The following is an 18,054-nucleotide window of genomic DNA, read 5'->3' as shown; positions in this document are numbered from 1 at the left end:
CGCCGGCAGTGGCCGCGCGTCCTTTCGGGCGCGCAAAGGACGCTGTAACATATTGATTGGGCACATGATCCTTTCCGAAAATCGAAGCCGGTTTTCGGGGCCATGTGCGGAGGGCTATTATGGCGCGCGATACTACCGATTTCCGGCCGATCGAAGGCGTCGACGAACTCGTCGAGCACCTGGCCGAAGGCAACAAGCCGCGCGACAAATGGCGCATCGGCACCGAGCACGAGAAATTCCCGTTCTATGTTGACGGCAATGCCCCGGTGCCCTACGGCGGCGAGCGCGGCATCCGCGCCATCCTCGAAGGCATGCAGGACAAACTCGGCTGGGACCCGATCATGGATGCCGGCCGCATCATCGGACTGGTCGAGCCGACCGGCCAAGGCGCGATCTCGCTGGAGCCCGGCGGCCAGTTCGAACTGTCCGGCGCGCCGCTGGAGACGATCCACCAGACCTGCCGCGAAGGCAATGCGCATCTGGCGCAGGTGCGCGAGATCGCCGAACCGATGGGCATTCGTTTTCTCGGCCTTGGCGGCAGCCCGAAATGGTCGCTGGCCGAGACGCCGAAGATGCCGAAATCGCGCTACGAGATCATGACCCGCTACATGCCCAAGGTCGGCACCAAAGGTCTCGACATGATGTACCGGACCTGCACGATCCAGGTGAACCTCGACTTCGAAAGCGAAGCCGACATGCGCCGCAAGATGCAAGTGTCGCTGAAATTGCAGCCGCTGTCGACGGCGCTGTTTGCCAACTCGCCCTTCACCGAAAGCCGGCCGAACGGCTTGCAGAGCTGGCGCGGCGAGATCTGGCGCGACACCGACAATCAGCGCTCCGGCCTGCTCGAATTCTGCTTCTCGCCCGATTTCGGCTTTGCCGATTATGTCGAATGGGCGCTCGACGTGCCGATGTATTTCGTCATCCGCGACGGCCAGTACCATGACATGACGCACATCACCTTCCGCCAGTTCATGGCGGGCGCCGCCCGCAACGAACTGCCGGACGGGCTCCCGACGATGGGCGACTGGGCGAACCATCTGTCGACGCTGTTCCCGGACGTGCGGTTGAAGCGCTTTCTCGAAATGCGCGGCGCCGATGGCGGGCCGTGGCGGCGCATCTGCGCGCTGCCGGCCTTCTGGGTCGGGCTGCTCTATGATGCGGCTGCGCTCGACGCGGCCGAGGCGCTGACCTCGAGCTGGAGTTATGACGAGGTGCTGGCGATGCGCAACGCGGTGCCCGAACAGGGCATTTCGGCGCCCTTCCGCAACACGACACTGCGCGAGATAGCCCGCGACGTGCTCGTCATCTCGCGCATGGGACTGAAGAACCGCGGCCGCAAGAACCGCGACGGCTATGACGAGACCTCGTTCCTCAACACGCTGGACGAGGTCGTCGCGCGTGGCACCACCAGCGCCGAAGAGATGCTCTCGGCCTACCACACACGCTGGGGCGGCTCGATCGAGCCGGTGTTCATGGAATACGCGTATTAACGCTTCGCTATCCGCTTGGCCGATGGTCCGGCAAATTCGCTTCAATCAGTGATGGAAACGAATTAGGCTTCTCCAACGAGGATTTTCCCGGAGGAGAAAACAATGCCTTCCTTGTTCGATATTCTGGCACAGGCCCAGAACGGCAACGGCATGCAGGCGCTGGCCCAGCAGTTCGGGCTTTCGCAGCAGCAGACGCAGGCGGCGGTCGCGGCGCTGCTGCCGGCCTTTTCGCAGGGGCTGAAGCGCAACACGGCGGACCCTTATGGGCTCGGCTCCTTCATGACGGCGATGGCCAGCGGCCAGCACGCCAAATATTTCGAGGATGCAAGCCGGGCCTTCTCGCCGCAGGGCCTCGATGAAGGCAAGGGCATTCTCGGCCATTTGTTCGGCTCGAAGGACCTGTCGCGGGCCGTCGCCAGCCAGGCCGCGCAGGCGAGCGGCGTCAGCCAGCAGGTCCTGCAGCAGATGCTGCCGGCAATCGCCTCGATGATGATGGGCGGGCTATTCAAGCAGACCACCAACCAGTTAGGCGGGCAGATGCATGCGGCAGGCGGCGGCAATCCGCTCGGCGAGCTCATCGAGCAGATGATGCGGCAGGCGGGCGGCGGCGGCCAGGCGCCGGCCCCTCAGCCTGCAGGCCCCACGGATAACCCGCTCGGCAAGGTGCTGCAGGACATGTTCGGCGGGCAGCAGCCGCAACAGACGCAGAGCCCTTACGGCGACAACCCGCTGGGCAAGGTGCTGCAGGATATGTTCGGCGGCGGTGCACCACAGCCGCAGCAGCCGCAGAACCAACCCCAGCAAACACAGAACCCTTATGGTGACAATCCGCTCGGCAAAGTACTGCAGGACATGTTCGGCGGTGGCGCACCGCAGTCTCAGCCGCGTCAGGCGCCGCAGCAACCCCAGGCGCCGCAGCCGCAGGCCAATCCGAGCGGCAGGCCGAGAAATCCGTTTGACGACCTGTTCGGCAAGATGTTCGAGACAGGCGCCCAGCAGCGCGACGACTACCAGAAAGGCATGGAGTCGATCTTCGACCAGTTCAAGCAGGGCATGGGCCGGCGCTAGACCAGACACCGGCAACCAATCATCAGTGCCGCCCAAAAAAGAAAGCCCGGTCCTGGGAGGACCGGGCAGCGCGCAGGCTGGCCGGGGGGATCCGGCAGGGAGTGGGGAGCCTGCGTAACTTAGTGGCGTCGTGCCTCAAAAAGGTTCAACGCGCCCGAACGGCGAAACCACGCGATCACACGACCTTGCAGGCAATATCCTCGATCGTTTCGGCGCGCTCGACCGCGATGACGCGAAGCCTTTCTGTCGGATCGCGGCCAAAGGGTACACCGACAGCGACGTGCAGGTCGGCGCGGGTCAGGCCGATGTCGGCGAGTTCGGCATCCGACATCTCGCCGAGGCGATAAAAGGCGCGGCGGTTTCTCCAGGCGCGGTAAACATTGGCAGCGGCATTGGCCACGCGCGTCGCAACGGCCGGACGCGAGGTGATGCGCGAGGTCTCGGTAGCGAAATCAAACGTAGCCATGTCGGTCTCCTTCACATTCGAACGGGCGAAACCGGTCGATCGGGCGCTGGCGACAGCGGCCGTTCCGGCTTCGATTCACATGCCTTCATGTGGACAATCGGAATTTGCCATGGCCCGATTGATTAATCCAACGAATGTTTCTAATCTTTAGCATCAGCATCAATGATGGATTAGGCCAATGAAAGCGCCGCTCGATCTCGATCAGTTGCAGACCTTCATCTCGATTGTCGACACCGGCAGCTTTACCCGCGCGGCGGAAGCGGTGCATCGGACCCAGTCTGCGGTGTCGATGCAGATGCGGCGGCTGGAGGAACGGATCGGCAAGCCGCTGTTCGAAAAAGACGGCCGCACCAACAGGCTGACCGAGGAAGGCGACAGACTGCTCTCCTACGCAAGGCGGCTGCTCTATCTCAACAAGGAAACACTGGCCGCCTTCGACGACCGCCGGCTCGAAGGCACCATCCGCATCGGCACGCCGGACGATTATGCCGATCGCTTCCTGCCAGAGATCATGGCGCGGTTTGCCCGTTCCAACCCGCATGTCGAACTGACCGTTATCTGCGAACCGACGCCGGGACTGGTCGAACACATCAAGCGCGGCAATCTCGACCTGGCGCTGGTGACGCACAACGACGCGCGTGGCCAGTCGGAAGTGGTGCGGCGCGAACCGCTGCTGTGGGTTACCTCGGCCAACCATGCGACGCATGAGCAGCCGATCCTGCCGATGGCCTTCGGCCGGCCGAACTGCATCTGGCGGCGGGCCGCCGCCGACGTGCTCGATCAGCAGAGCCGCGACTATCGCATCCTGTTCACCAGCTTCTCTGCCACCGTCATCGCAGCCGCGGTGCTTTCCGGTCTGGCGATCTCGGTGCTGCCGGAATGCGCCCTGCGGCCCGGCATGCGGGTGCTGGGCGAGGCCGACGGTTTCGGCGCCCTGCCCGATTGCCGCATCGGCATCATGCGCGGTCAGACCTCGCGGCCGGAGATCGTCGACGCGCTTGCGCGCCACATTTCGGAGAGCCTCGACAATATTTCCGTGCCACTCGGCGAGGAGACCGGCACGTTCGATTTCGCCGCCCTCGCCTTCGCCAAGATGAAGCGGACCAAGCCGAACCAGATTCTGCCGGGCTGGTGATCGCGCGATTGGGGCGGACATCGAACACGGCCGCCTTGACGCCGGCCAGCAATCGTCCCCCAATCGGCCGATGAGCGACGCAGCATCCGAATCACGCACCAACGCCACCGAATATACGGTGAGCGAAATTTCCGGCGCGCTGAAGCGTACGGTCGAGGACGTCTTCGGCAATGTACGGGTGCGCGGCGAGATTTCCGGCTATCGCGGACCGCATTCCTCCGGCCATGCCTATTTCTGCCTGAAGGACGATCGCGCGCGGCTCGACGCCGTGGTGTGGAAGACCACGATGAGCCGGCTGAAATTCCGTCCAGAGGAAGGCATGGAGGTGATCGCCACCGGCCGGCTCACCACCTATCCCGGAAAGTCGAACTACCAGATCGTTATCGACAATCTCGAGCCGGCCGGTGCCGGTGCGCTGATGGCGCTGCTGGACGAGCGCAAGCGCCGGCTGCAGGCCGAAGGCCTGTTCGACGCGTCGCGCAAGCGGCGTCTGCCGTTCATGCCCTGCGTCATCGGCGTCGTCACCTCGCCGACAGGCGCCGTCATCCGCGACATCATCCACCGCATCAAGGATCGGTTTCCACTGCACGTGCTCGTCTGGCCGGTGCGGGTGCAGGGCGAGACGGCGGGTGCGGAAGTGACGGCTGCCGTCAACGGCTTCAACGCACTGCCATGGGACGGCGCCATCGCGCGGCCCGATCTGTTGATCGTGGCGCGCGGCGGCGGCAGCCTGGAGGACCTGTGGGGGTTCAACGACGAAGCGCTTGCCCGGGCCGTCGCCGCTTCGGGCATTCCGGTGATTTCTGCGGTCGGCCACGAGACCGACTGGACATTGATCGATCTGGCGGCGGATGTGCGGGCGCCGACGCCGACAGGCGCCGCCGAGATCGCCGTGCCGGTCAAGGTCGACCTCGAAGCGACGCTTGCCGGCCTTGGCGCGCGGTTGAAGACCGCACTGTCCCGCAATTTCGAACGCAAGCGGCAGGCGGCACGCGCGGCCGCCCGGGCGCTGCCCTCGCCCGACCAGTTGCTGGCGCTGCCGCGGCGGCGCTTCGACGAGGCGACGAGCCGGCTCGGCCGGGCGCTGTCGGTCAGCGTCGAGCGCAAGCGAGCCAGGCTTCTGGGGCAGCGGCTGACGCCGGCGACTTTGTCGCGGCGCATGAACGAAGCCCGCACGCTGACCCGTCGCGACCTCGCCCGTGCGCAAGCGGCGTTCTTCGCCATCGTGCGCGAGCGTCGAGCGCGGTTTTCACGCACGGCGACCAGACTGTCACCGGCGCCGATCGCAAGACGGCAGAAACTGCAAGGCGATGCACTGCTGGCACTGACGCGGCGGCAGGACCAGGCAATTTCGCGGCGGCTGGACCGTCTGCGTGGAAAACTGACGCAGGCAGACCGGCTGCTGGCGACGCTCTCGCACAAGGCCGTGCTGGCGCGAGGCTTCGCGCTGGTCAAGGATGCGGACGGCGCGGTGGTCAAGCATGCGGCGGAAGTGGCGTCGGGAATGGCGCTTTCGCTGGAGTTCGCCGACGGCACCGCCGATGCAGTCGCCATCAGTGGCACGGCGCGGCCGAAGACGGTTGCCAAGCCCGCGGCCAAGCTCAAGGCGCCGGGCGGCCAAGGTTCGCTTTTCTGAGGAAAAAATGACCGACCCGCATCTCGCGACGCCCTCGGGCAAACTGCGCGCCCGCGCCTTCGCGATCCCATTCGATGGCACGCCAGGCCGCTTCAATGCCATCACCGATGTGCCCGGCGTGACGGTCGGCTATACCACGCTGATCTCAGGGGATGGGCCGCTCGTCGTCGGCAAGGGTCCGGTACGCACCGGCGTGACCGCGATCCTGCCACGGCCCAGAGACGAGTTGGCCGTCCCGGCGTTTGCCGGGATGTTCAGCGCCAATGGCAATGGCGAACTGACCGGCTCGCATCTGATAGAGGAGCTCGGAGCGTTCAATCTTCCCATCACCATCACCAACACGCATTCCTGCGGCGTCAGCCGCGACGCAACGCTGCGCTGGATGCAGACGGTGCTGCCGCAATCGCTCGACAGCGCCTGGGCGCTGCCGGTGGCGGGCGAGACTTACGACGGCTTCCTGAACGATATCAACGGCCACCATGTGAGCTTCGAGCACGTGTTTTCCGCGCTCGAAACGGCTGAAAGCGGGCCGATCGAAGAGGGCAGCGTCGGCGGCGGCGCAGGCATGATCACCTTCGGCTTCAAGGCAGGGTCCGGCACATCCTCGCGCAGCGTCGACTGGAATGGAGAGCGTTTCACGATCGGCTGCTTCGTCCAGTCGAATTTCGGTGCACGGCGAAACCTCGTGATCCGTGGCATCAGAGCCGGAGCGGAACTCGCCGAACCGGCGACCCGGGACAACACGCCGCGAGCGGAAAAGAGCTCGATCATCGCGATCGTCGCCACCGATGCGCCATTCATGCCGCACCAGTTGAAACGGCTGGCGAAACGCGTGCCGCTCGGCGTCGCGCTGACCGGCGGCTATGGATACAATTCATCCGGCGATATCTTTCTGGCCTTCAGCACGGCCAATGCCGACGCGGCGCGCGGCGCGGCCGGCAAGCTGGTCAGCGCCGGCTATATACCGGATGCCGACATCAACCCGTTCTTCGACGCCGTCGTTCAGAGCGTGGAAGAAGCAATCCTCAATGCTCTGGTCGCCAATGAAGACATGACCGGGCGCGACGGCAATTTCGTGCCGGCGTTGCCGGAAGCATGGCCCGAGGAGAGATTTGGCAAGGCTGCGCGGCGATAAGACCGCGCAACTGCATCAGACAGGCAATGTTCGCCCGGCAGGTTTTGCCGGATGCGATCCGTCAGCCGGCAGGCTTGTTGGAATTCCGCTCGTCCTGATCGGCCTCGGCCGCCTCTTCGAGCCTCGAAGCAATGAGCTCCTGAATGTCGCCGACCTCTTCCTGGATATCCTCCAGGGGTATGCCGGCTTCGGCAGCCTTGGCCGCACATTCCCTGGCGAGGGTCTCGGCCTGCTTCTCGATTCTGGCTGGCGAGGGCTGGCAGTGGACTTTTTCGCCGATCCACCCGCGCAAGAACTCGATCGCGTGTTCACTCATACTGCTGTTTCCCTAGCGGCTATGCCGGTTGGTAATCATAAACGTCGGCATCTTCGAAAAGATGCGTGCTGCCATTCGAGCCGAGTCGGCTTCGCCCGGCAAGCCGAACTTGTCCGAGGTCCACAGAGCTGAAGGGAATGGAGGGTTCAAGGAGCACGTTCTAGTTCTTGAGGACTGATTCTCTCGACGAAACTCGTTCGACCCGCGCTATTGTTTCTATTTGCTTTTTTTCGGTTTTCAAGCCGTTTTAGATCACAATAGATGTCGCAATGACTAGCACATTTACCGCGCTCTCGCCGGCACCATGTAAGAGGCGAGCCGTCAAAGCCGCCGCTATATAGTGACAACCATTTGCAATGTCGCGGTCCTGCTTCTTTCCGCCGCGCTTGCTGGGAGATATGTGGTGTGACGGGCCTTGCAGTGCAAGCTGCCGAGCGTCTCATGCAAGGCGTGCAATAGCGTCTTGTGGAACCCTGAAGTGCTTGTCTAGGGTGGCTCTCTACCGCTGGCGGTAAAGGATCATGCCGGCATGATAGAGGACGCCTTCGACGAACTCACCATCCGCGGTGAAGCCCGTATCGTCCCAGTATTCTATGTGGCTGCCGTGCACTTCATAGCGTCCCCGGTAGGCGCTCTCGCGGTCACCGCGCGCTTCGTCATAACGGCCGTTCGGCAGGAGTTCGTGCCTGATATGGCGATCCTCGGTGACCCACATTCCGACATAGGGATGATCTTGGTGCGTCAGTTGTTCCTCCGCAAGGATTGGAGTTGCAGGAAGGGTCAGGCCGGTTGGAGCTACAGCAACGGCAATACGCGTAAGCACTGCGGCCAAAGTGGATCGCATCAATGCGCCGCCTTCGTCGGACGCACGACGATCTCGTTGACGTCGACATCGTCGGGCTGTTCGATTGCGTAGCGCACTGCCCTGGCGATGGCATCGGGTTGCAGGGCAATAGCACGCCAGGTTTTCATGGCGGCGGCAGCGGCTTCGTCGGAGATCGTGTTCGCCAGCTCGCTTTCCACCACGCCAGGATGAATGCAGGTTACGCGGATATCGTCACTCTCCTGGCGGAGCCCATCGGAAATCGCGCGGACAGCGTATTTCGTTGCGCAATAAACGGCAGCCGTGGGCGAGACGGCCAGTGCGCCGATGGAACCGATATTGATGATATGCCCGGAGCCGCGTGCCGTCATCTCAGGCAGCACCGCCGCGATGCCGTACAGAACACCCTTGATGTTGACGTCCACCATCAGCTCCCACTCGTCGACCTTCATGGCTGCCATGACCGACAGCGGCATGACGCCCGCATTGTTGACGATGACATCGACCTGGCCCCATTCGGTCCGGGCGGCATCGGCGAATGCTGCGACATCCGCCCTCCTGGTGACGTCGAGCGCTCGCACGCGAACCGTTCCACCACCTGCCTCGATTTCGGCCGCAAGCGCTTCAAGGCGGTCGGTGCGGCGTGCGCCGAGCATCAGCTTCGCACCTGCCGCGCCAAGCTCGCGGGCAATGCCAGCGCCGATGCCGCTGGAGGCACCGGTGATCAGAACAACTCTGTTCATCGTCATCGAGATGATCCTTTTGGTTCTATGATTATTTTCACGATGTGAAGGGATTGGGTGCGGGTGAGCTCCCGCGGCGCGCCGGCCCTATTGGGGGGCTCACTGGGCGGTGTAGCCGCCATCGACCAGAAGCAAGGCCCCGGTGATGAAGCTGGATGCCGGCGAGGCAAGAAAGGCGATGGCCTCGGCAACTTCTTGCGGCTGGCCGATCCGGCCGATTGGATGCGCGCCGCCGAAGCTGCGCAGCATCTCCCGGCCATTCTCCACCACGCCTTCCATGATGTCGGTTTCGATCACGCCAGGGGCAACGGCGTTGCAGCGAATGCCCATGCGCCCGTATTCGATCGCGATCACCTTGGTCAGCTGTGCGACAGCCGCCTTGGAGGAGGCATAGGCCGCCTGCGTCTCGAAGGCCGCGACGGCCGAGATCGACGAGACATTGACGATCGCGCCGCTACCGCCGGCGGCCATCAATTCCACTGCGGCACGGGCAGTGACGAAGCTGCCGCGCGCGTTGATCTGCAGGATGCGGTCATAGTCTTCGACCGAGGTCTCAGTCAGTGGTTTGTTGAGCGTGCGACCGGCATTGTTCACGACGATGTCGAGTCGACCGAAGCGCTTCGCGGCGAGTTCGACCGAGCGTCTGGCCAGATCCTCGTCGGCGACATCGCCGACCAGGGTCGCCACATCCTCGGCTTCCAATTCGCGTACGCTGTCGCTGAGATCGCTTGCCACGATCCGGGCGCCCCGCGCCCGCAGCAGTTCCGCCGTGCAGCGGCCGATGCCGCGTGCCGCGCCGGTCACGAGGGCGACTTTTCCATCCAGGTCCCAGGAGGAAGGGAGTGATGTCATGGGATATCTCCTTGTCGGTCGGCTTCGGCTTGGATCGGGAGGATCAAGCCTTCTTGCCGTTGCGACAGAGATAGAGCCATGGCATTGTCGCGATAACCCGCCTGCCGTTAACCTCGATGGTAAGTTTGACTAACCAATGGGACATCGATCTCAATGCAATTGCCGTCTTCGTCGCCGTGGCCGAGGAACGCAATTTTCGCGCTGCGGCAGACCGGTTGGGCGTGACGCGCTCAGCGGTCAGCCAGAGCATCCTCAGGCTTGAACAGCGCCTTGGCATCGCATTGCTGCAGCGCACGACACGCAGCGTCAACCTGACCGAAGCGGGCGAGCGCCTGCTGGCGAGCGTCGCACCGGCGATCGCCGACGTGAACGCGGCAATCGAAGCCACCACTGAGTTGCTGGACCGCCCGCGCGGCCGCCTGCGGATCGCGGTTTCGTCGATCGCCGAGGCCCTTCTGTCAGGACCGTTGCTGGCGTCCTTTGCAGCAAGATTTCCCGAGGTGCATCTGGATATTGTGGTCACCGACGAGGAATTCGACATCGTTGCCGAAGGCTATGATGCGGGAGTGAGGCTCGGCGAACTGATCGAGCAGGACATGATTGCCGTGCCGGTATCGGGCGATCAGCGACAGATGGCCGTCTGCGCCCCGCGCTATCTCGAAAAGTTCGGAGCACCCGCCCATCCGCGTGAGCTTGTGGCTCATCGCTGTATCGGCTGGCGGCCGGCGCCGGGAGTTTCGCCCTATCGCTGGGAGTTCGGCGAGGATGGGCGCGAGTTCGACGTGGCAGTCGCGCCCGAGATCACGACCAACGACATGTGGCTGATGATCCGGCTGGCCGTTGCGGGCGCCGGGATCACGTTCGGCATGGCCGATACATTCCGCCCCTGGCTCGACCGCGGCGAGCTCGTGCCAATCCTCGAGGGCTATTTTCCGCCGTTTGCGGGTTTCTATCTTTATTTCCCCAGCAGACGGAATATCGCGCCGAAGCTGAGGGCCCTCGTGGACCACCTGCGCGGCGCGCGTCAGGCGCGGGACCGTGGGTGAGCGCTACGGGATCGTAGTGAACGCTCGGCGCTATTGGTCAGAAACCTGGCTGAAAGCTGAATGGTACCGTTGGCTGGGATCGAACCAGCGACCTCCGGATCCACAATCCGGCGCTCTAACCATCTGAGCTACAACGGCACGCTTGCCCGAGCGAGATCCAGACGGAACGTTCATTCTCCGGGACCCGCTCTGTCGTTCGGCGATGCGTCCATACGGGCTATCGGAGTTTAATTCAAGGCTTTTGGCAAAGCAAAAGATCGCTCCGGCATCGCGTCATTTTTCGCCGGACAAAGAAAAGGCCGGCGGGAGGAGGTGCCGGCCTTTCCTGTTACGAGCCAGCGGGAGGAGGTGCTGGCTGGTCACCCCGGTGAGCAGAGGGAGGAGGTTCCACCCGCCGGGTATTCGTTTGAAACAATTATATCGCACATCTATTTGTCTGACGAAATGCGACCTTTTGATGCATCGTCAAACTGTGCGCAAATATTAGGCGATCTTGATTTCTTTCACGGCCTTTTCGAAGGCGGTCTTGATCGGCTTGGATACGTCCTCGGCCGCCTTGACAGCAACCGCCTGGAAGTCCTTGGCCTGCTCGACGGTCAATTCGACCTGTTTGCGCACGAATGCTGTCTGCAGCTCGACGACTTCCGACAGCGACTTGGCGCCGATCAGGGCTTCGAAATGCGAGAAGCCGGCTTCGGCATTGGCACGCAAGGCGGCGATGGTCTTGAGCGACAGGTCGCTGGAAACGGTCTTGGCGGTCTCATAGGTCGACTCCAGCGCCTTCTGGGTCTCCTCGGCGCCGGTCTTCAGCTTTGCATAGGCCTCTTTCGACTGCTCGACGCCCTTTTCGGCGAAGGCGCGGATCTGGTCGGTGGCCTTGGAAGCGTCGAAGCTCGGGAATTCAACGTTTTCAATCGTTTCAGCAGTCTTGGTCCTGGACATTTTCCATCCTTTTCAGCGGCAGCGGCTTTGACAAAATGCCGTCTCGTTCATCTATCATGGCAATATAAAGGCAAATTTTGTGCATTGCAACATGTTTGTTGCATCGCACCATAAAATATTTGGTTCGCGGCGTTAACCACGCGCCTAGAGATTCCGCTGGTTGCACGCTATGACTTGTGGACCTTCGCGCCGTCGGCTTTTATTAACAAAGCGTTAACCGCAAATTGCCCGCTCTGTGAGGGTCGCCAAGCGCATGCCGGCTGAAAACTACTCCTTCCTCGATGTCGCCGTGCTCGACGCCGTCCGCCTGCGCTTCGCCGCAGGCGACGCGATCGCTATTCTGTCGGCAGATCTCGAGCAGGTGATCTGGGCCAACGGCCCCGGCGCAGCGGTATTCGGCTATCCCGACATCGGCGCGATCATCGGCGCCTCGGCAGGTTTGCCGCTGATCGCCAGGCGCCAGATCATGGCAACCAGCGGTTTTCCGCAGATCGGCCGCGACCGTGCCATCACGGTCCGGCTGGCGACTGGCCTGACCAGCCGCGCGGTCGGCTTCCTGGCCAGCGCAGTGACCATGCCCGATGGCGAGGAAGCAATCATGCTGGCGCTGCCGGCGGCGCAGACCGGCTCGCGCAGCGCCGCCGAGATCGCCGACCGCGCCATCGGTGGCTTTACCGAAGACGGCCACTACATCGCCTTTGTCGATGCCAAGGGCAATATCGACGCCGCATCGGACGGCTTTTCGGCGCTCGGCATCCGGCCTGAGACGCTGGCCGCACTTGTCGCCGACGTGGCGAACGAGAGCGACCGCATCGTCAAGCGCCTGGTTCCGGGTGGGTCCAGCTCCTATCCCGCGGGCCTTGCCCGGCTGACGGAAGAGCGGCACCTGCTGGTGGTGATCGACGAGGACCGGCTTGACGGCGAGGCCCCCGATGGCGAGCGCGCCGGCGGGGAAACCGAGGGGGCAGCGGCACCGAGCGGTGGCGATCTTCCCCAGCCAACGAACCAGGACAACGAGCAGCCAATCACCAGCACCGGCGCGGCGGAGATCGACCTTGCAGCGATGGAAGGAACCTCGGCATCGGCGGAGCACGAACCTGCCGACGCGGCCGGCGATCACCGCACGGCTAGCGAAACGCCGACGCAGCATGACCATTGGTACTTCAATGCCGGCGACGACACGCAGATCTCGCCCGGGGCAGCTGTGTCCGGCGAAGTCGAGACCCCAGCCAGCCCGGATACTTCGCCGGAAAGCGCCGCAAAAGCCACCAAAGCCGCCTCGCCGGCCGAACACCGCGCTTCGGCGATCGATCGCACCGCCGCGCCCATGCGTTTCGTCTGGCGTACCGACGCGGAGGGCCATTTCAGCGCCCTGTCGCCGGAATTTGCCGAGCTCGTCGGCAAGCCTGCCGCCGACGTGATCGGCCGCCGTTTCGAGGATGTTTCGGCCGCCTATGGCCTCGATGCTTCTGGCGAGATTGCCGGCCTGCTCGAACGGCGCGACACCTGGTCCGGCCGCTCCGTGCTGTGGCCGGTCGCCGGCACCGATCTGAAGATACCCGTCGATCTGGCGGCGCTCCCGGTTTACAGCCGCAGCCGGGTTTTCGAAGGTTTTCGCGGTTTCGGCGTGGCCAGGAGCGGCGATGCGGTGGTCGATCCGGATGCCGTCGGCATGGCCCTTGTCGCCGAGGAGAAACCTGCCGCGACCATCGGGCCGAAAGCCGTCGAACCTCTCCCCGAGACACCTAAACCCGCCGATCCGTTCAGGGGCGAAGTGCCGGCATTGACCATCGTGCCAAAACCCGAGCGGCGCTTTGCCGACAAGGTGATCCGGCTGGCCGAGCACCGGCAGCCGGCCAACGACAAGGGCCTGTCGACGCTGGAACGCAGCGCGTTTCGCGAGATTGGCGAGCGTCTCAAGAGGGACAGCACCCCGGCCGAAGAACAGCCCAGCGCCGGAAAGCAGAAGCCGGTTGAGAAAGTCGAGGCAGCCGGCAAGGCCGACGAGCCAAAGCTGAAAGAAGCCGGGCTGGCGGACAAGGGTGAGATGCCGGCGCAAGGTCCGGAAAGCGGGGCGGCTGCCGCCGAACCGCCCGAGGCCGATGCCGAAGACCAGAAGGATCTCGCCCGGCTCGACGGCGAGCAGCCCGATGAGGCGGAAGCAGAGGCGCAAGCCGGCGAACCCGTCACACGCCCTGTTTCCGGATCGCTGCTCGACTATGCCGACCGCGAACCCAGCGACGAAGCGCAGGAAGGCATTGAGCCCAGCACGAACCGTCGAACGATCGTCGCCGAAGCGCCGCGGGATGGCGACGACGACAGCATGACGGCCGAAGATTTCCGTGACGCCGAGGACAGCGAGGATTGGTCCGAGGACAGCGCAGCCGCAGCCGACGTTGCCGGCCAGGTGCCGCCCATCGCGCGGCTGCAGGCACCACCGCTCAAACTCGACGGCTTCGTGCCGTCGGCGTTTGCCGGAGAGGACAACAAGGGGCCGGATACCTCGATCCTCGGCAAGCTGCCAGTGCCGGTGCTTATCCATTCCGGCGACCAGCTGCATTACGCGAACGACGAATTCCTCGGCTTGACCGGCTATGCGACGCTCAATGCCCTGGACGAGGCCGGCGGGCTCGGCGCGCTGTTTGCCGACCCTTATGCCGACGACGGCAGTTCCGACGGCGGCGACCGCGCTCTGCGGCTGAAGACGCGCGACGGTCAGGAATTTCCGATCGACGCGATTTTGCGCTCCGTGCCCTGGGGTAACGGCAAGGCGCTGATGCTGGTCGTACGCCGTTCCGGCGACGACGAAGCAGCAGCCATTCCGCATGGCGCCGCCGAAGACCAAACGCAGCCGGATGTTTCCGAGCTCAAGGCACGCATTGCCGAAATGCGCACCATCATCGACACCGCCACCGACGGCGTCGTGCTGATCGGCCGTAACGGAACGATCCGTTCAATTAGCCGTCCGGCGGAAGCGCTGTTCGGCTTCGACAGCGACGAGGTGACCGGCAAACCGTTCGTCTCGCTGTTTGCGATCGAAAGCCAGCGCGCGGCGCGTGACTATCTCGAGGGGTTGTCGGAGCCCGGCGTTGCAAGCGTGATGAACGATGGCCGCGAGGTGATCGGGCGCGAGGCGCAGGGGCGTTTCATTCCGCTGTTCATGACCATCGGCAGGCTGCCCAACGACAGCGGCTTCTGTGCGGTGGTGCGCGATATCACCCAGTGGAAGCGGGCCGAAGAGGACTTGACCCAGGCGCGCGCGGTCGCCGAACGCGCCTCGTCGCAGAAGACCGATTTTCTGGCCCGCATCAGCCACGAGATCCGCACGCCGCTCAACGCCATAATCGGCTTTTCCGAGCTGATGGTCGACGAGAAATTCGGGCCGGTGGCCAATGACCGCTATCGCGACTATCTGCGCGACATCAACCGTTCGGGCAACCACGTGCTCGATCTGGTCAACGACCTGCTCGACATTTCGAAAATCGAGGCCGGCCAGCAGGAGATGGCCTATGAGGCGGTGTCGCTTAACGACACGCTGGCCGAAACCGTGGCGATGATGCAGCCGCAAGCCAACCGGGAACGCGTCATCATCCGCTCCAGCTTCGCCTCGCGGCTGCCGGAAGTGGTGGCCGATCTGCGCAGCGTGCGGCAGATCGCGCTCAACATCCTGTCGAACGCCGTCCGCTACACGCAGGCTGGCGGCCAGGTGATCGTGTCGACGGCTTACGAGCTCTCCGGCGATGTCGTCATGCGCGTGCGCGATACCGGCATCGGCATGAGCCAGTCCGAGATCGAGCAGGCGCTGAAGCCGTTCAAGCAGATCAATGCGCTGAAGCGCGGCCGTGGCGACGGCACGGGTCTTGGGCTGCCGCTGACCAAGGCGATGGTCGAAGCGAACCGGGCCCGGTTCACCATCAACTCGACGCCCGGCGAGGGAACCCTGGTCGAAGTCGCCTTTCCCTCGACCCGCGTGCTCGCCGGTTAGCTATGGTTGCGCAAAGAAAAAAGGCGTCCAACAGGACGCCTTGAGAAATTGGAATTGCTGTCACAACGGGGCTTGAGCGAATCAGATCCTCTCGGGGCTAAGAGGAACGGGATTTCTCCCTCAAGTTACGCACGACTATTGATGCCGGGCCTTAACAAATCCTTACCGGCACGCCGGAAAATTTACCAATGTGTACCACTCATGAAATCTAGGTAAATTCCGAAGAGATAATTTGTTAACTATACCTGACCTCAAAACGGCTCCCACCTTGGATCCCAGGGTCAGTCGGCAAGCTGCGGCAGGTTGCGGAACAGCTCGAGCGCTTCGGGATTGGCGAGCGCTTCCTTGTTCTTGATGGCGCGGCCGTGCACCATGTCGCGTACCGCGAGCTCGGTGATCTTGCCCGATTTGGTTCGCGGAATATCGCTGACGGCGACGATCTTGGCCGGCACGTGGCGCGGGCTCGCCCCGGTGCGGATTTTCGCGCGGATGCGCTTTTCCAGCTCGGCATCGAGCTCAACGCCGGCCGCCAGCCGCACGAACAGCACGACACGCACGTCATTGTCGAAATCCTGGCCGATGCACAGCGCTTCGAGGATTTCCGGCATCTGCTCGACCTGATTGTAGATCTCCGCCGTGCCGATCCTGACACCGCCCGGATTGAGCGTGGCGTCGGAACGGCCATGGATGATCAGGCCACCATGGACGGTCCATTCGGCGAAATCGCCGTGGCACCAGACATCGTCGAAACGTTCGAAATAGGCGGCCTTGTATTTCCTGCCGTCAGGGTCGTTCCAGAAGCCGATCGGCATCGCCGGAAACGTCTTGGTGCAGACGAGCTCGCCCTTCTCCTGGCGGAGCGGGCGGCCGTCATCGTCCCAGACATCGACGGCAAGGCCGAGCCCGGGCCCTTGGATCTCGCCGGTCCATACCGGTTCGATCGGCACGCCGAGCACGAAGCAGGAGACGATATCGGTGCCGCCGGAAATCGAAGCCAGATGCACGTCCTTCTTGATGCCTTCATAGACGAAGCGGAAATCTTCCGGCGATAGCGGCGAGCCGGTCGATGAGATGGTGCGCACGCTGGAAAGATCATGCGTGCGGATCGGCTTCAGGCCGGCCTTGCGCACGGAATCGATGAATTTGGCCGAGGTGCCGAAATAGGTCATCTTTTCGGCATCGGCGAAGTCGAACAGCGCATTGCCGTCCGGGTAGAACGGCGAGCCGTCGTAGAGCAGCAAGGTGGTGCCCGATGCCAAGCCCGACACCAGCCAGTTCCACATCATCCAGCCGCAGGTGGTGAAGTAGAAGAAGCGGTCGCCGTCGAGCAGGCCGGCATGCAGCCGTTCTTCCTTGACGTGCTGGATCAGCGTTCCGCCGGCCGAATGGACAATGCATTTGGGAATGCCGGTCGTGCCCGATGAAAACAGGATGTACAGCGGATGCGAAAACGGCAGCCTTTCGTAGGCGACAGGCCTTGCGGCAAAGGGTGACAGCGCCTCTTCCAGCGCAGCCGCCTTGCCGATGGTCGCGGCGACGTCGAGCGAGGTGCCGAGATAGTCGACAATGAGGACTTTGCGGACGGTGGCGAGCTTGCCCGCCACGGCCGCGATCTTGTCGGCGACTTCGATCGCCTTGCCATTGTACCAGTAGCCGTCCGGCGCGATGAACACGACAGGCTCGATCTGGCCGAACCGGTCGAGAACCCCCTGCTCGCCGAAATCTGGGGAGCAGGACGACCAGACCGCGCCGATCGAGGCGGCCGCCAGCATCGCAGCAACGGTCTCCGGCATGTTGGGCATCATCGCGGCGATGCGGTCGCCCTTCTTCACCTTGAGCGACAGGAAAAGCCGCTGCAGCCGCGAGGTCAGCGCATGCAGCTCGTTCCAGGACAGCCGCCGCTCGACCTTGTCCTCGCCGCGAAAGACGATTGCGTCGCCAAGCCCGGTTTTCTTGAGGAGATTCTCGGCGAAATTCAGCTTTGCCTCAGGAAAGAAGGTCGCGCCGGGCATCTTGTTGCCATCGACCAGCACGCGTTCGCCCTTGTCGCCGACGATGCCACAAAAGTCCCAGACCAGGCTCCAGAAGGTCTCGCGATCATCGATCGACCAGCGATGCAGGTCGGCATAGGAGGAGAAAACCTTGCCGGCCATGTTCGCCGCGGCGTTCATGAAGGCGGTCATCGGCGCTGCGTCGATCTGCTCTTGCGTCGGGATCCAGAGCGGTGCGTCGTCAGCCATCATTGTTCCTCCTTAAAGCACGTCACGTTTGAAGAGATTCACGCGACGCGCTTTAAACTTTTGTCTTTATGCATGTCGTTTATCCCAAAACCGCTGCGCACTTTGGGCGACATGCATTGGCATCGCTTATGCATATCGCGATGCAGCAGAGCAAGATTTTGTTGGACCGCGCCG

The 18,054-nt window shown here is 63.3% G+C and carries 14 protein-coding genes and 1 tRNA gene; 7 read left to right on the top strand and 8 right to left on the bottom strand.

The features are described from left to right. The first annotated feature begins 119 nt into the window (after window positions 1-119). The gene (locus NKI67_RS28680; RefSeq protein WP_023680466.1) at window positions 120-1,493 is read left to right on the top strand and encodes a glutamate--cysteine ligase; all 1,374 of its coding nucleotides are present in this window, start codon (window positions 120-122) and stop codon (window positions 1,491-1,493) included. Between the two features lie 102 nt (window positions 1,494-1,595). Beyond that, window positions 1,596-2,561 carry a DUF937 domain-containing protein gene (locus NKI67_RS28675; protein WP_023680467.1) on the top strand — a complete coding sequence of 322 codons (966 nt, stop codon included), beginning with the start codon at window positions 1,596-1,598 and terminating at the stop codon, window positions 2,559-2,561. A gap of 175 nt (window positions 2,562-2,736) precedes the next feature. Here the strand turns inward: NKI67_RS28675 and NKI67_RS28670 are convergent, their stop codons facing one another. After that, entirely contained in the window at window positions 2,737-3,027 is a 291-nt protein-coding gene (locus tag NKI67_RS28670) for a DUF1127 domain-containing protein (RefSeq protein ID WP_031213160.1), read from the bottom strand. 178 nt (window positions 3,028-3,205) lie between these two features. Here NKI67_RS28670 and NKI67_RS28665 point away from each other — a divergent pair, with 178 nt between their 5' ends. From NKI67_RS28665 to NKI67_RS28655, 3 genes are all read left to right on the top strand, one after another. Further along, on the top strand, window positions 3,206-4,162 hold the full coding sequence (locus tag NKI67_RS28665; protein WP_023680469.1) for a LysR substrate-binding domain-containing protein: 957 nt from the start codon (window positions 3,206-3,208) through the stop codon (window positions 4,160-4,162). A 70-nt stretch (window positions 4,163-4,232) separates the two neighbouring features. Continuing rightward, a complete protein-coding gene (xseA, locus tag NKI67_RS28660; RefSeq protein ID WP_352634642.1) occupies window positions 4,233-5,798 on the top strand; it encodes an exodeoxyribonuclease VII large subunit in 1,566 nt (521 codons plus the stop codon). A 7-nt stretch (window positions 5,799-5,805) separates the two neighbouring features. After that, window positions 5,806-6,933, top strand: a complete 1,128-nt coding sequence (locus NKI67_RS28655; RefSeq protein ID WP_023677465.1) for a DmpA family aminopeptidase — start codon at window positions 5,806-5,808, stop codon at window positions 6,931-6,933. Window positions 6,934-6,994: 61 nt separating this feature from the next. Here NKI67_RS28655 and NKI67_RS28650 read toward each other — a convergent pair whose 3' ends face one another. The 4 genes from NKI67_RS28650 to NKI67_RS28635 all read right to left on the bottom strand — a co-directional run bounded on the left by NKI67_RS28650 (window position 6,995) and on the right by NKI67_RS28635 (window position 9,667). After that, entirely contained in the window at window positions 6,995-7,249 is a 255-nt protein-coding gene (locus tag NKI67_RS28650) for a DUF768 domain-containing protein (protein WP_023677464.1), read from the bottom strand. Between the two features lie 499 nt (window positions 7,250-7,748). Continuing rightward, the gene (locus NKI67_RS28645; RefSeq protein WP_084641182.1) at window positions 7,749-8,093 is read right to left on the bottom strand and encodes an Atu4866 domain-containing protein; all 345 of its coding nucleotides are present in this window, start codon (window positions 8,091-8,093) and stop codon (window positions 7,749-7,751) included. Continuing rightward, entirely contained in the window at window positions 8,093-8,821 is a 729-nt protein-coding gene (locus NKI67_RS28640; protein WP_023677461.1) for an SDR family oxidoreductase, read from the bottom strand. Before NKI67_RS28640 ends, NKI67_RS28645 begins: the two co-directional genes overlap by 1 nt. 93 nt (window positions 8,822-8,914) lie before the next feature. Further along, a complete protein-coding gene (locus NKI67_RS28635; protein WP_023677460.1) occupies window positions 8,915-9,667 on the bottom strand; it encodes an SDR family NAD(P)-dependent oxidoreductase in 753 nt (250 codons plus the stop codon). A 125-nt stretch (window positions 9,668-9,792) separates the two neighbouring features. Between NKI67_RS28635 and NKI67_RS28630 the strand changes: the two genes are divergently transcribed. Beyond that, window positions 9,793-10,713: a LysR family transcriptional regulator gene (locus NKI67_RS28630; protein WP_352648096.1), complete on the top strand. Its 921-nt coding sequence runs from the start codon at window positions 9,793-9,795 to the stop codon at window positions 10,711-10,713. A gap of 61 nt (window positions 10,714-10,774) precedes the next feature. On the opposite strand, the gene NKI67_RS28625 is transcribed toward NKI67_RS28630, so the two are convergent. Next, window positions 10,775-10,851, bottom strand: a tRNA-His gene (locus tag NKI67_RS28625). Window positions 10,852-11,196: 345 nt separating this feature from the next. Further along, on the bottom strand, window positions 11,197-11,655 hold the full coding sequence (locus NKI67_RS28620; protein WP_023677458.1) for a phasin: 459 nt from the start codon (window positions 11,653-11,655) through the stop codon (window positions 11,197-11,199). 253 nt (window positions 11,656-11,908) lie between these two features. Here NKI67_RS28620 and NKI67_RS28615 point away from each other — a divergent pair, with 253 nt between their 5' ends. Further along, on the top strand, window positions 11,909-15,640 hold the full coding sequence (locus tag NKI67_RS28615; protein ID WP_023677457.1) for a PAS domain S-box protein: 3,732 nt from the start codon (window positions 11,909-11,911) through the stop codon (window positions 15,638-15,640). 281 nt (window positions 15,641-15,921) lie between these two features. Here the strand turns inward: NKI67_RS28615 and NKI67_RS28610 are convergent, their stop codons facing one another. Next, window positions 15,922-17,880, bottom strand: a complete 1,959-nt coding sequence (locus NKI67_RS28610; RefSeq protein WP_023677456.1) for an acetoacetate--CoA ligase — start codon at window positions 17,878-17,880, stop codon at window positions 15,922-15,924. Window positions 17,881-18,054 lie beyond the last annotated feature (174 nt).

Source organism: Mesorhizobium sp. M0408, assembly GCF_040321495.1.
Taxonomy (GTDB): Bacteria; Pseudomonadota; Alphaproteobacteria; order Rhizobiales; family Rhizobiaceae; genus Mesorhizobium.
The sequence above is the reverse complement of the archived record's forward strand: the minus strand, read 5'-3'. Positions and strand labels throughout refer to the sequence as shown.